The sequence below is a fragment of the Shewanella sp. SP2S2-6 genome (assembly GCF_031931965.1).
Classification (GTDB): Bacteria; Pseudomonadota; Gammaproteobacteria; order Enterobacterales; family Shewanellaceae; genus Shewanella; species Shewanella baltica.
In genome coordinates this window covers 86,281-101,380 of sequence record NZ_JAUOEQ010000004.1, presented here as the reverse complement: position 1 = coordinate 101,380, position 15,100 = coordinate 86,281, and the positions used below count along the sequence as shown (strand labels likewise).

The window sequence follows — 15,100 nt, the reverse complement described above, 5'->3', positions numbered from 1 at the left end:
CGCGTTTTTTATATCACAGGAAACACTGTTTTGCGTAAGGTCACAGGTGATTTGTGGCAGACATTTCCTTATAATAGCGCCACCTCTGACCCCTGCAATAATAAATAATAAGGTGAATAGACGTGATGGAGATCATCCGCGGAGCCCCTGCACTCTCGACGTTTAGGGTGCAAAAGCTGATGGAGGCCTGCGAAAACGCTGCGCTTCCGGTACGCCAAATCTATGCTGAGTATGTTCATTTAGCGGATTTGAGCGAGTTGCTCGACACAAATGAACGCCAGCAGCTTGAAAAAATTCTCACCTATGGACCAGCGATAGAAGCTCATATCCCCCAAGGTTCACTCCTGTTTGTCACTCCTCGCCCCGGTACTATTTCTCCTTGGTCTTCAAAAGCCACTGACATCGCGCACAATTGTGGCCTTGGTAAAGTGAAGCGTTTGGAGCGAGGCGTTGCGTATTATGTCGAGTCAGATGTACTGACAGTGGCGCAGCAACAAGTCTTAAATGCGCTGTTGCACGATCGCATGGTTGAAATCATGCTTGATGATTTTGCCAAAGCCGATGTGTTATTCAAACGCACTGAGCCTGCGCCGTTTAAAAGCGTCAATATTCTTGCCGAAGGTCGCCGCGCACTTGAAATGGCTAACACAGCATTGGGCCTTGCCTTAGCCGAAGATGAAATCGACTATTTAGTCGAAAACTTCGTCCGTTTAGGCCGTAATCCCCATGACATCGAATTGATGATGTTTGCTCAAGCGAACTCTGAGCATTGTCGTCATAAGATTTTTAACGCAGATTGGACCATTGACGGTGAAGTTCAGCCTAAGTCATTGTTCAAAATGATTAAGAACACCTTTGAAACCACGCCTGATCACGTGTTATCTGCCTACAAAGATAACGCCGCTGTGATGGAAGGCTCGGTTGCCGGTCGTTTCTTCCCCGATCCTGATGGGGTGTACAACTACCACACTGAACCTATGCACATCCTGATGAAAGTGGAAACCCACAACCATCCAACCGCCATCAGCCCCTATCCTGGCGCTGCAACCGGTTCAGGTGGTGAAATCCGTGATGAAGGCGCAACGGGTCGTGGTTCTAAACCTAAAGCTGGTTTAACGGGCTTTAGCGTATCAAATTTAAAAATCCCGGGTTTTGTTCAACCATGGGAAGGGAACTACGGTAAGCCAGATCGTATCGTTAGCGCGCTCGATATCATGACCGAAGGCCCTCTGGGCGGTGCGGCATTTAACAACGAGTTTGGTCGTCCTGCGCTGGTCGGTTATTTCCGTACCTACGAGCAGGAAGTCAGCAGCCATAACGGCGTTGAAGTGCGTGGTTACCACAAGCCCATTATGTTGGCCGGTGGTTTAGGTAACATTCGCGAAGAACATGTACAGAAGGGCGAAATCACCGTTGGCGCTAAGCTGATTGTGCTGGGTGGCCCAGCGATGAACATTGGTTTGGGTGGCGGCGCCGCTTCATCTATGGCATCGGGTCAATCGAGTGAAGATCTCGACTTTGCTTCTGTGCAACGTGAAAACCCCGAAATGGAACGTCGTTGTCAGGAAGTGATTGACCGCTGTTGGCAGCTTGGCGATAAAAACCCTATCCAATTTATCCACGATGTGGGCGCGGGCGGTTTGTCGAACGCTTTCCCTGAACTTGTGAATGACGGCGAGCGCGGCGGTTTATTTAATCTGCGTAACGTGCCTTCAGATGAGCCAGGCATGAGCCCGCTGGAAATCTGGTGTAACGAATCACAAGAGCGTTATGTGATGTCCGTTGCCCCTGAAAACCTCGCACTATTTACTGCAATTTGTGAGCGCGAGCGCGCACCGTTTGCGGTTGTGGGTGAAGCGACGGCGGAGAAACACCTGACGCTTAGCGACAGCCATTTCGATAATAATCCTATCGATTTACCGCTTGAAGTCTTATTAGGCAAAGCGCCTAAGATGAGCCGCGATGTGGTATCGGCTAAAGCGGTATCACCCGCGTTAGCGCAAGATAATATTGAAGTTAAAGAAGCGGTTAAACGCGTACTGAGCTTGCCTACCGTTGCGGATAAAACCTTCCTTATCACCATTGGTGACCGCACTGTTACGGGTTTAGTTAACCGTGACCAAATGGTGGGTCCATGGCAAGTGCCTGTGGCCGATTGCGCGGTCACAGCGGCAAGTTTTGATACCTACGCCGGTGAAGCTATGTCACTGGGCGAGCGTACACCGCTGGCACTGCTTGATTTTGGCGCCTCTGCCCGTATGGCAGTGGCTGAATCCATCATGAACATCGCCGGTGCCGATATCGGTTCATTTAAGCGTATCAAGCTTTCTGCCAACTGGATGTCTGCCGCGGGTCACCCCGGTGAAGATGCGGGTCTTTATGAAGCGGTGAAAGCCGTGGGTGAAGAACTGTGTCCAGAGCTCAGCCTGACTATTCCGGTCGGTAAAGACTCTATGTCGATGAAGACCGCATGGCAGCAAGATGGCGCGGATAAAACCGTGACATCGCCTATGTCATTGGTCATCACTGCCTTTGGTGTGGTGCAAGATATTCGCAATACAGTGACGCCAGAGCTGCGCACAGATAGAGGCGAAACGTCTTTGCTGTTAGTGGATTTAGGCGCGGGTAAAAATCGTTTAGGCGGTTCTTGTTTAGCTCAAGTGTTTGGTGAGTTGGGTGATGTTGCGCCGGATCTTGATGATGCTGCACTGCTGCGCGGTTTCTTCGAAACCATGCAAAATCTAGTGGCTAAGAAATCCGTTATTGCTTACCACGACCGTAGCGACGGCGGTTTATTCACTACCTTAGTGGAAATGGCGTTTGCGGGTAATACAGGTCTGAATATCGATTTAGAAGATCTACAGGGTACGGATTTAGAGCGACTCTTTAATGAAGAACTCGGCGCTGTGCTGCAAGTGAGCCGCGACAATGCGGCGAAAATTGCCGCTCAGTTTGCTATCGCAGGCGTGCCTTGCCACGTGATCGGCACGTTAGCTGAAGATCAACGCATCACCATTAACGATGGCGCGCGTGAAATCTTCAGTGATAGCCGTGTAGCGCTGCGCACTGTGTGGTCAGAAACCACCTATCGTATGCAAGCACTGCGTGATAACCCAGCCTGCGCACTTGAAGAGTTCAAACTTAAGCAAGACGAAACCGATTTAGGCTTAACCGTTAACTTAAGTTTTGATCCAAGTGCTGACGTTGCCGCGCCTTATATCCTTAAGGGCGCTGCACCTAAGATGGCGATTTTGCGTGAGCAGGGCGTTAACTCCCACGTAGAAATGGCCGCTGCTTTTGACCGCGCTGGATTTGAAAGCCGCGACGTACACATGTCGGACATTTTATCTGGCCGTATTAGCCTAGAGGATTTCCAAGGTCTTGTGGCCTGTGGTGGCTTCTCTTATGGTGACGTATTAGGCGCAGGTGAAGGTTGGGCTAAGTCGATCCTGTTTAACGAGCGTGCCCGCGATGAGTTTTCGCGTTTCTTTGAACGTGACTCAAGTTTTGCCCTTGGCGTGTGTAACGGTTGCCAAATGCTGTCAAACCTGAAAGAAATTATTCCAGGAAGCGAACATTGGCCGCGTTTTGTGCGTAACCGCTCAGAGCGTTTCGAAGCGCGTTTCAGCTTAGTTGAAGTGCAACAGAGCCCGTCGTTATTCTTCCAAGGTATGGCGGGTTCGCGTATGCCTATCGCCGTATCACACGGTGAAGGTTTGGCTGAGTTTGCCAGCGCTGAAGCGCTGGCGATGGCCGAAGCGTCAGGCACAATTGCCCTGCGCTTTGTCAATGGCAAGGGCGATATCGCAACTCAGTATCCACAAAACCCGAACGGTTCTCCAAATGGCCTAACGGGCATTTGTACCACTGACGGACGCGTTACTTTGATGATGCCGCATCCTGAACGTGTGTTCAGAACGGTCGCTAACTCTTGGCATCCTGATGCTTGGGGTGAAGATAGCCCTTGGATGCGTATGTTCCGTAATGCGCGAGTGACCTTAGGTTAAGCGAGTAAACTCAGCGGCTTTTACCTGTATTGATGGGTAAAAGTGGGTTTAGTTAATCGTAAAAAAGGAGCGATAATTTCGCTCCTTTTTTTATATTTAAAATGCACTTTTATGAAATATCTTTGATTTCAAATCATTAACACTTATTGCAAATAATCTAATGGACCAAAGTGAAAAAATAGCTTCTTTCATCGGTAAATACCTATTAATAGGTATGTTGCATACTTGATGCTGGAAGCGACGTTTTATGGGGTTCTAGAGTTGAAGGCAGATGTTGCGGCTTTAGAATAGAAAAAGCCCCCACTCTCAAAGAGATGGGGGCTCGTTTTGCGCTAACAAAACTTCAAATTAATGCAATAAATTTCACGAGTAATTCTGGGGATTATTTCAGCTCATTAGCTGTATAAAGTTCAACAAAAACACGCTTGTAGCTGTTAACCAGACGTTCAAATAATTTAGTCATATCGATATCTCCACACCAAAAGTTAATACCTATGTGCGCGAAGTTGGCATTGACTGGGCTACGACACCAGTTCTACCAAATTGTCTCCTTAACACAGGACATATATTAAACAACTCAGGTTAGCTTCTCAAACGAGAAAAAATACAATTATTCATTATTAAAACTAATGAATTTTGATGCTGTTTTTATATTCTCATTTCTATGTATGTATTTATATATTGATTTTAAAGGTTTTAAATTAATTTTCGCTGAAAATATTTTTATGTTTTTTTAGTTAATTTGTTGCAACATTATTTGTTTGTTAGTTTTTTGGCAGCTGGAGCTGATTTGTGGTGGCTAATCAATAAAAGTAGGTGTTTACACTAATTAATGCGTGCTCACTACTCCTGTTTTGTGTGGTTGTCAATCCCTCTCAATGGGGAAGTGTGTGCCTCACCGCAAAACCCACCTAAACCACTGAGTTTGATTGATTTGCATCAAAGCGAGGTGGTATAAAATAGCCACAAATGAAAGCGAATAAATATCTTAACTATCTGATATTTATATCGATGAGATCATTTGATTGATTAAGTGGTAGGGTGTTGGTCTCAGTTACTTGCGATAGTGTGACTCGCGTCTCAATATGCGACGGATATTGGTACTTTTTAACCCTTGCTGCTTCGAACTAATGAAAAAGATTAAATTTAACGGTTTATACTGATGTTCAGATATAAACACAAAATGAAAACTCACTATCCTACAAAGGCACTTGCTGTGATTGACGCGGGTTTTGTCATAGCAATTGGACGCACCAAGTAAGGAGTCACCGATGATTGTTGAAGAGGTTGTTGAGCTATCGCGGTTGCAGTTTGCGCTGACAGCCATGTATCACTTCCTGTTTGTTCCCTTGACCTTGGGGTTGGCATTTTTGCTGGCTATCATGGAATCACTGTATGTGATGACAGATAAACAAATTTATAAAGATATGACTAAGTTCTGGGGTAAGTTATTTGGTATTAACTTTGCCTTGGGGGTTACCACAGGTTTGGCAATGGAATTCCAGTTTGGTACTAACTGGTCTTACTATTCGCATTACGTAGGGGACATCTTTGGTGCGCCTCTGGCTATTGAAGGTTTAATGGCCTTCTTCCTCGAATCTACCTTCGTCGGTATGTTCTTCTTCGGTTGGGATCGTTTCACTAAACGTCAACATTTAGTGGTGACTTGGTTAGTGGCCTTTGGCTCTAACATGTCGGCATTGTGGATTTTAGTGGCAAACGGTTGGATGCAAAACCCTGTGGGTTCTGTGTTCAACTACGAAACCATGCGCATGGAAATGACCAGCTTCGCAGAAGTGGTGTTTAACCCTGTTGCGCAGGTGAAGTTTGTTCACACTGTGGCTTCGGGTTATGTGGCGGGTGCCATGTTTGTGCTGGCGATCAGTGCTTATTACATCCTCAAGAAACGTGACTTACCTTTTGCCCGTCGCTCATTTGCTATTGCGGCAAGCTTTGGTATGGCGGCGATTTTATCGGTTATCGTCTTAGGTGATGAATCTGGTTATAAAGTCGGTGAAGCACAGCGTGTTAAGTTAGCGGCAATTGAAGCTGAATGGCACACAGAACCTGCTCCTGCGGCCTTTACTGCGGTTGGTTTCCCAAATCAAGAAACCATGCACACGGATTATGCGATCAAAATTCCTTATGCGATGGGCATTGTGGCAACACGTTCATTGGATGAAGAAGTCACGGGGATCCGTGATTTGATTGCTGAGCATGAAGTGCGTATCCGTAACGGTATGAAAGCTTATGCCATGTTAGTGAAGCTGCGTGCGGGTGAAGAAACCCCTGAACTGCGTGCGGCCTTTGAAGAAGCAAAAGTCGACTTAGGCTATGGTTTCTTACTGAAACGCTACACAGACAAAGTGGTTGATGCCACTGAAGAGCAAATTAAAGCAGCAGCTAAAGATTCTATCCCGAACGTAGCACCGATTTTCTGGAGCTTCCGTGTGATGGTGGGTCTAGGCTTTATCATGTTGTTCGTATTTGCTGCGGCTTTCTGGCAAAGCACACGTCATCAAATCGCTGAGAAGAAATGGGTACTTAAAGCTGCACTTTATAGCTTGCCATTACCTTGGATCGCGATTGAGTGTGGTTGGTTTGTGGCTGAGTATGGTCGTCAACCTTGGACGATTTCTGAGGTACTACCGACCTTTATGTCTGCATCGAGTTTAACGACTGGCGACTTATGGTTCAGTATCCTTTCTATCACCCTGTTCTACACTGTGCTGCTGGTGATTGAGATGTTCTTGATGTTTAAGTTTGCCCGCATTGGTCCGAGCAGTTTAAAAACTGGTCGTTATCATTTCGAGAACCTAGAAGCCTAAGCAGAGGATTTCATTATGTTTGATTATGAAATATTAAGAGTTATCTGGTGGGCTCTGATCGGCGTACTGTTCATCGGATTTGCGGTTACTGACGGTTTTGACATGGGTGTCGGTGCGTTACTGCCAATCATAGGCAAAGACGATACTGAACGCCGTATCATGGTCAACACTATTGCTCCCCATTGGGACGGCAACCAAGTGTGGTTAATCACAGCAGGTGGTGCGTTATTTGCCGCTTGGCCTATGGTGTATGCAGTGTCTTTCTCTGGCTTCTATGTCGCCATGATGTTAGTGCTGTTTGCCCTTTACATGCGTCCAGTCGGATTCGATTACCGTTCTAAAATTGAAAATCCAAAGTGGCGTAAGTCGTGGGACTGGGCCTTGTTTGCCGGCGGTTTTGTACCTCCACTGATCATAGGCGTAGCCTTTGGCAACTTGTTACAAGGCGTACCGTTTGAATTCGATGAGTTCCTACGTGCGACTTACCACGGTGGTCTATTCGGTCTGTTGAATCCTTTCGGTCTACTGGCAGGTCTTGTGAGCGTGAGCATGTTTATGATGCAAGGCGCTTCTTGGCTACAAATGAAGACTGATAGCGAGCTGCGAGTTCGTGCTGCGAAAGCCACGCAATTCTTCGCACTATTAGTGGCTGTGTTGTTTGCAGCAGCAGGCGTGTGGTTAGCCAATGGTATTGATGGTTATGTCGTGACATCAGTCCTTGACCATAATGCGGTGTCTAACCCAGCAATGAAAACAGTCGCGATTGAAGCGGGTGCTTGGCTTGCCAACTATGACAAATACCCCATCACTATGTTGTTCCCTTTCTTAGGTGTGCTATTGCCGCTGTTAGTGATTCTGGTGAGCCGCTTTAACCGTTCAGGTTTTGCGTTCCTATTCAGTTCGCTGACTGTCGCTATGGTGATTTTGACGTGCGGTGCAGCTATGTTCCCATTCGTTATGCCATCATCACTAGACCCTAACGTCAGTTTGACTATGTGGGATGCAACAGCCAGTAAAACTACCTTAGGGGTGATGACTGCTGCCGCTGCGATTTTCGTCCCTATAGTATTGAGCTACACTGTTTGGACTTATTTCAAAATGTTTGGCCGTATCGGTCGTAAACATATTGAAGATAACAAAGCCTCACTCTATTAGGCATTAAGGAGCATCTGCTATGTGGTATTTTACGTGGATATTAGGGGTTTTGTTGGCCTGTTCTTTCGGGATTATCAATGCCCTGTGGCTTGAGAATACTGAGAACATGGACAGATCGGCAGATGATGCCGAGTAACGTCTAAACTCGATTTAAAAAACCTCGCACTAGCGGGGTTTTTTATTGGGATTTATTTACTGGGTGAGGTAAGGTTTAGCCTGTGTTGGGCTCTTTTAAAATAGCTATCCTCAATAACTATCTCCTCAAGTCGCTTTCTTGAATGATGCCCAAAACTGTTGGAATCGCGGCCATAAAAAATGCCACCCAGTGTGGGTGGCATTTGATAAACAACTCATTAAAAATTTGAGCTAGTGGTGTTAATTGAACCTGTCGAGCGAGTCTATCTAGGCCTTAAACTGGCTTATTTGGCGTTTTAAAGCCGCCGCTAAGGAAGACAGTTCATTGGCTGAATGTACGGTTTCAGTGGCACGGTGCTCGCCCTCATTTGCTAGTTCACTGATCTGATGCAGATTGTGAGTAATTTCCTCTGCAACACTGCTTTGCTGTTCAGTTGCTGAGGCGATATTACGTGAACTAATGGCGAGTTCACCAATCCGGCGGGTGATTTCCTTAAGCTGCTCGCCGGTTGCTTCGCCCTGTGCTGCGGATTCCATACCTAATTGATGACTCTGACCCATTTGCTCTGTGGTGCTTTTCACTTGGGTTTGTAGCTTTCCAATTGTTTGGCCAATTTCTAAAATGGATGATTGGGTGCGCTGGGCTAAGGTTCTCACCTCATCGGCAACGACCGCAAAGCCTCGACCTTGATCGCCTGCGCGCGCCGCTTCAATCGCCGCATTGAGTGCCAGTAAGTTTGTCTGCTCGGCAATGCTGTTAATCACTTCGGTGACTTTACTGATGGCTTCACTTTCGTGACTGACTTTTTCAACCGACTGATGACTGTTACTGAGCTGTTCACTGAGCTTGAGTAAATCTTGCACTACTTTAACTTGCTGATCTTGGCCTTCTTTGGCTGCGGCATCCACTTGCTGGCTCTGAACTGCGCCGTCTTGGGCATGGTTCGCCACATCACGAATAGAGGTCGACATTTCTTCAATGGCTGTGGCAATTTGATCCGTTTGTAGCATTAAGGCCTGAGCTTCTTCGCCATTCTGTTTGGCGATACTTTGTGCCTTAGAAGCCTGCTGCTCTAAACTCATCACCGAATCCTGCAGGGCAATGATCAACTGCCTTAACTCTGAGGACATGGTCGATACACTGGTGGTGATGCGATCAACTTCGTTTTGACTCTGTGGTTCCGATGGCGCTAAGTGATGACTAAAATTGCCACTGCCTAGCCTTTCCATATGCACTTGTAGGGCATGTAACGGTTTAAGTGCACGGATTAATACTACTGAAAGCAGTGCTGTGATCAGCGCAATCCCTGTGAGGGCAACGATAGCGTTGATAGTGAGTAACTGCATACTTTCTTCATTGAGTTCACTTGCCTTAACTTGGCCTACCAACATCCAATTCCAGCCGGTTACGGTTTGGCTATAGGCAAACATAGGCTCATTTTTACTATTGCTATAACTGTACTCAGAATCATCTTTCGTGGCCTCAGCCACACTTAACCCATCGAGCATACTCTCGGTGATAACGTCGCCAGCATTAAACTGAGGATGCGCGACTAGTACATTGTCCGCTTTACGCACTAACAGAAAACGGCCGCTTTCTTCTAGGGTGAGTCTGTTTACTGCATCTTTTAATTGTTTTAACGAGCTGGTGATGTCAAAGCCAATATATAAGATACCAATGACTTGGCCTTGGACGTCCTTTACTGGGCGATAGACTGTCATATAGTCTTTGCCGAAGAGTTTGGCGTAGCCTTCGTATTCTTGGCCGCTGATCAGCGCTTGATAGCCTGGATGCGTTTTGCCGAGGAAGGTGCCTAGTGCACGGCTACCATCGGCTTTTTTGAGTGAGGTCGACACCCGCATAAAATCATCGCCATCACGCACGAATACCGTTGCCGTGCCGCCTGTCAGGTTAGCAAAACGATCGACTTTACTTTTTGAGGAGTTAATTTGTTCTTGTTCGTGCATGAGGGCGGGGGAGCTGACTCCCATCACATTGACGGTTTTATTTGGTTTACTAAATTGCCCTGGATACATTTCCTTAAACACATCGGCGTTGCGCCTTGCAAGCTGCAAAAGGCTATCGTATTGCAGTTCTAACATGTCTGAAACGGCTCGCATTTCGGACTTCATGGCACTCATGCCTTTATCTTCTAATACATTTGAAGCGGCTTTGTAGGAAACGGTACTGAGTATGCCGAAAATGGTGAGTGTGAGAATAAACGCGAGGGCACCTATTTGTTTTGCAATAGGCCAATTTTTATAATTCATCGTACGATCCTATAGGTAACGGTTACATCAATGTAGCCTAAGTCTCACTCCATGGTCTTGATATGGGTCTAGTATTTAAGCAATTGTATAGTCAATTCTTTGATATTTTACCAGTTTTAGACTTGAGTTAATGGATTCATTCCACAGACATGTCGGCAGATAAAAAGTCCTGCTAACTGGCCGTATTGTGATGGCATGGACTAAGCTGCTTAAGGTGAATGGAGTTCATAGTGTCAGAACCATTATAGGGGAAGTGTATATGCTAGGTGAGAATCATGCGTTAGTTTATGAGTTTCCTGATTTTGTCGATCAAATTAAGCATCTAAAAGTCAATAATAGCTCCTTTGCGACTATGGCCAGTCGTTACCATGAGCTCGACAATAAAATTAGGGCACTGGAGTTAACTAAAGTGCCCACCGCCGATGAGCACTTTTTAGCGTTAAAATTAGAGCGGTTAAACCTCAAAGATAAACTGTATCAATACCTAGTCCACGATGCGATTTAAGCTGGAATGGCGGACTGATTGTTCGCCATACGGGTTTTCATCAACAGTAGATACATAGTCGGTACCCAAACCAGAGAGAGCAAAGTCGTCAGCAGCGTGCCGCCCGCGATAGCAATGGCAAAGGGAGGCCAAAATCCGCCGCCAGCAATGATAAGCGGGATAAACCCGCCCACTGTGGTGATGGTTGTTGAGCTGATATGGCGGCCACAACTGCTGACGGTTGAGACTATGGTTTCCATATCGCCGAGTCTAGCACTCGGCATATCCTCAAGTTCAGCCAAGATCACTATGGCAGCGTTAATGGCCAGTCCCATCAAGCCTAGTAAACCTATGATGACAGGGAATCCAAAGGGATAGCCGAACACAAACACGGCTAATAGGCCAAGCCCGGCTGATTGTATCGCGCTCAACAAAATGATGGCCGTGAGCCTAAAGGAGTTGAACGACAACACCACAGTGGCCAATAGCAAGGTGACGACTAACATCACATTGGACAGTAAATTGCCGACCGCTTCGTTACGTTTCGCGCTTTCACCGCCGATTTCAATGCGATAACCTGATGGCAGCGCGAGTTGTGCCACTTTATCTTTGACATCGTTCAGCACTTGGGCGGGTAACACACCACTGACAATATAGGCTTCTATGGTATTCACCCTTTGGCCGTTACGTCTTGGAATGGCGCCGCGGCTCACTTGTACTTCGTTGTGGGCGAGGGCTGAGAGCGCGACCGACTCACCCGAAGGTGTCACTAATTGAATTTCTGAAAGGCGGGTGACTTGTTCGCGACTGCCATCACCGAGTCGCACTCGAACGGGTAATGACTCCGTTTGCTCAAGTACGCTGCCCCCGATAACGCCCGTGGTCGACATTTGGATCTGCTTGGCAATATCCGTCAGACTTAAACCACTCATCAGGCTGGCATCTTCATTCACTTGCAGCCACAGCTTAGGCGCACCGGCACTTAAAGTGGCTCGGGTATGGAGTACGTCCGGCGTTTGCGCGAGGATATTGCGGACTTCGTCGCCCAGCGATCGCAACGTATCGAGATTCGGACCGAAGATCATCAACTCTACCGGCGCATTAAAGGGCGGACCTTGCTCGAGTTTGCGTACTAGTACTTGTGCTTCGGGGAAAGCACTGTCGAACTGCTGTTGTAATTCGGGGATCAGCTCATTGGCACGTTCAAAGTCGGTCACTTTCACCATGGCCTGCGCATAGTTAGTCGCGCCCTGTTGGCGTTGCGTCAGGTTGTAATAAAATGAGGGCGTATTGCCGCCCACCACCCAATCGACTTGAGTTATCCCTTTGACGGCATGGAGCTTTTTATCCATCAGTTGCACTTGGTTCAAGGTGTTGTCTAAACTCACATGGGGCGCAAGATAGACTTCAATTTGGAACATGTCCCTGTCCGATGGCGGAAAGAATTGCTCTGTCATCTTGCCCGAGGCGTAAAAACCTAATACTGGCGTAATGCCGATAAGCAGCGCACTGATAATAGGGCGCTTAAGGGCGATTCTGAGGCTCGCTTGAAAATATTGGCTCAGCAGCGGGAGATTGATCCCGTGTTGATACCAGACATCATGTTTGCCTTCATGGCTAAATCGTCCCGCGAGTCCCGCAATTATCGTGTGGGAAATCAGGTAAGAGCCCAGCAGCGCAAACATCACTGACATGGCAATGCCACCGACAAACTCTCCTGCGGCACCGGGCATCAGCACTATGGGCGCAAAGGCTAGAATCGTGGTAATCGTTGAACCTGCTAAGGGTAACCAAAGGTGGTGTATGGTTTCACTCACTGCGGCTAGGCGGCTCATCCCTTGTTGGCGCCGTTGTGAGATGGCATCGACAATCACAATCGCATTATCCACCATGATCCCAAGGGCGACGACGAGTCCAGTCACCGACATTTGATGTATGGGCAGGCCGATATATTTCATGCAGGCCAAGGTAAACAGTGCCGTGAGGGGCAATGAAATCGCTACTATGATGGCGTTTCGTAGTCCGAGGGTGAGTAGCAATACCAGCAAGATGATCACAAATCCTTGCAGCAGGTTAACCACGAGTCCGCCAAGGCGATCGCTGGTGTAACTGTTTTGCTCGAATAGCCATTGGATCTGGATATTGGCGGGCACTTCGCGATTAAGTTCATCGACGACGCTATTCACTTGTGCTTGCCAGAGATCGACACGGCTATTGTTAAGCATGCGCGCGGCGACAAAAACGCCTTGTTCACCATCGACTAAGGCTATGCTGTCCGCGGGCGTTTTGGCTTGGCGCGTGATAGTGGCAATATCTCCAAGGCGAATAATTTGGCCTTGGTTATCAATTTTGAGTGGCACTTGGCGAATGCGAGTTAAGGAGTCGAGTTCGCCCGAGACTTCGACTAAGGCGCGAAACTCACGATTGTTGATTTCACCCGCAGCAATTTTACTGTCGGCGCCGCTGAGAATATGGGCGATGGAAGCGGGAGTGAGTTGTAACTGGCTCATCTTGTTGCCATCGAGCTGCACTAACATTTCTTCGGTCGGTGCGCCGTAGAGTTTGACAAAATCTGTGCCCGACAACAGCCTGAGCCTGCTCTGTAATTCCTTAGCATAGCGGTTGAGCATATCGACTCGAACGGGCGTATTACTGTTCCACACTAAGCTTAAAATGGCGGTGTAGGCATAACCAATTTGATCATCGAGTGTCGGGGATGGTATGCCCTCGGGCAGATTGATTTTCGCATCGGCTAATAAATCCCGCGCCCGAGACCACACGGGATCTGTCTCCATGACAGTGTCTTTCAATTCTAACTGTATGACTGAAATCCCCGGCCGAGAGGTCGACTGGATCAGCTTGATTTCTTCTAAGCGTCTGAGCTGATTTTCGAGCACTTCCGTGACTAAGGCTTCGACCCGCTCGGCCGAAGCACCGGGGTACGGGGTGATCACAGAGGCGAAACGGTTGGTTATGTGTGGATCTTCAGTACGCGGCAGACTCGAGATAGCGCCAAAGCCCGCGACCAGTAATAGTGCAATAACGAGGCTGACTAAGCGGCCGTTTTCAACAAAGGCTTTAATCATAACTACCTCGTGGCTGCGGCAATGGGAGACACGGCTTGGCCTACGACCAGCTTATGGAGTCCTTGGCTGACATAGATTTCATTGGGCTGAATCGCGCCTTGAATGTAGGCCATGTTTTGGGTGGTGTAGAGGATTTCCACATCTCGGCGCTCTATGATGGATTGCTGTTCATCATTTGCGATGACATACAGATTCCATAATCCGCGAATGCCATCCGTTAGCGCTGAAATTGGCACCCAATACCCAGCTTGCTCAATTTGCTGCTGTTGATGCAGATACGCAATTTCACCGTTAATCACACGGGCATCTTGGGGCAGGCTGATCCTAAGTTGTAGGGTGCGACTGATGGGATTCACTTCGGCGCTGATACCGGCAATTTCGGCGGTAAAGGTTTGGTCTTGCACGCTGACTTGTACTTGCAGTCCGGCGTGAAACTGCTCCGCTAACGCGACAGGTACGCCAATGTAGGCTTCAGGATTGATATTGCCCACTAAGGTGAAAATGGGGCTCCCCGCGGCAACCACTTCGCCTAAGTTATGCAGTCTTTGGCTGATGGTGCCGTCGAAGGGCGCCACTAAGATGGATTTATCGAGCTTAAGTTGATTGGCATGCTGTGAGGCAAGTAGGCGGTTTTTCGCCGCGGCTAAGCTATTTAATTGTGAGCGGTTTTCATCTAATAGCTGTTCAGAGACATAACCCGATTTTTTCAATTCTTGATTACGTTTTAGAGTGCTGGTGGCCAGATCAACATCGGCTTGGGTTTGCGCCAGACTCGCTTGTATCTCTTGACGCTCGGCTTCGAGTAGTCGGGTATCGAGAATTGCCAGTATTTGACCTTGCTTCACTTTGATACCGGAATCGGCCTGTAGCTCGTTTAACTTACCAGCCAGTTCAAAGCCGATGCCAGTTGTGTTGCCCGCACGGATAGTCCCCGTGAAGGTTTGCTCGTGCTGATAGCTTGGGGTCAGGATCAACGCTTTGCTTGTGACTGTGGGCAGTATGGTTGTCGTGGCGTGTTCAGTGACTTCCTTTTGACAGGCGGATAATGTGACTAAAGCAAACACGCAGACGCTGATAGTGCGCCAAGAACGTCGGGCAGTTCGATCCATTTTAAGTGCTTCCGCTGTAAGTTAA

Annotated in this window: 8 protein-coding genes; 5 read left to right on the top strand and 3 right to left on the bottom strand. The window is 47.8% G+C overall.

Features of this window, described 5'->3' with window-relative positions; genetic code table 11:
- Positions 1-125 precede the first annotated feature (125 nt).
- From purL to cydX, 4 genes are all read left to right on the top strand, one after another.
- The gene (gene purL / locus Q4Q57_RS05015) at positions 126-4,007 is read left to right on the top strand and encodes a phosphoribosylformylglycinamidine synthase (protein ID WP_311890097.1); all 3,882 of its coding nucleotides are present in this window, start codon (positions 126-128) and stop codon (positions 4,005-4,007) included.
- 1,271 nt (positions 4,008-5,278) lie between these two features.
- Positions 5,279-6,835: a cytochrome ubiquinol oxidase subunit I gene (locus tag Q4Q57_RS05010; RefSeq protein WP_106651106.1), complete on the top strand. Its 1,557-nt coding sequence runs from the start codon at positions 5,279-5,281 to the stop codon at positions 6,833-6,835.
- Between the two features lie 15 nt (positions 6,836-6,850).
- Positions 6,851-7,990 carry a cytochrome d ubiquinol oxidase subunit II gene (gene cydB / locus Q4Q57_RS05005; RefSeq protein WP_106651105.1) on the top strand — a complete coding sequence of 380 codons (1,140 nt, stop codon included), beginning with the start codon at positions 6,851-6,853 and terminating at the stop codon, positions 7,988-7,990.
- A 19-nt stretch (positions 7,991-8,009) separates the two neighbouring features.
- On the top strand, positions 8,010-8,126 hold the full coding sequence (gene cydX, locus Q4Q57_RS05000; RefSeq protein ID WP_006082469.1) for a cytochrome bd-I oxidase subunit CydX: 117 nt from the start codon (positions 8,010-8,012) through the stop codon (positions 8,124-8,126).
- 266 nt (positions 8,127-8,392) lie between these two features.
- Here the strand turns inward: cydX and Q4Q57_RS04995 are convergent, their stop codons facing one another.
- Positions 8,393-10,396 (bottom strand): methyl-accepting chemotaxis protein, encoded by a 2,004-nt coding sequence (locus Q4Q57_RS04995; RefSeq protein ID WP_311890047.1) that lies wholly within the window; start codon positions 10,394-10,396, stop codon positions 8,393-8,395.
- 259 nt (positions 10,397-10,655) lie between these two features.
- On the opposite strand from Q4Q57_RS04995, the gene Q4Q57_RS04990 reads away from it, so the two are divergent.
- A complete protein-coding gene (locus Q4Q57_RS04990; RefSeq protein ID WP_115334205.1) occupies positions 10,656-10,901 on the top strand; it encodes a YdcH family protein in 246 nt (81 codons plus the stop codon).
- Here Q4Q57_RS04990 and Q4Q57_RS04985 read toward each other — a convergent pair.
- Both Q4Q57_RS04985 and Q4Q57_RS04980 read right to left on the bottom strand, forming a co-directional pair.
- A complete protein-coding gene (locus tag Q4Q57_RS04985; protein WP_311890046.1) occupies positions 10,898-13,966 on the bottom strand; it encodes an efflux RND transporter permease subunit in 3,069 nt (1,022 codons plus the stop codon). The genes Q4Q57_RS04990 and Q4Q57_RS04985 overlap by 4 nt on opposite strands.
- 2 nt (positions 13,967-13,968) lie before the next feature.
- On the bottom strand, positions 13,969-15,075 hold the full coding sequence (locus Q4Q57_RS04980; protein ID WP_259520119.1) for an efflux RND transporter periplasmic adaptor subunit: 1,107 nt from the start codon (positions 15,073-15,075) through the stop codon (positions 13,969-13,971).
- Positions 15,076-15,100 lie beyond the last annotated feature (25 nt).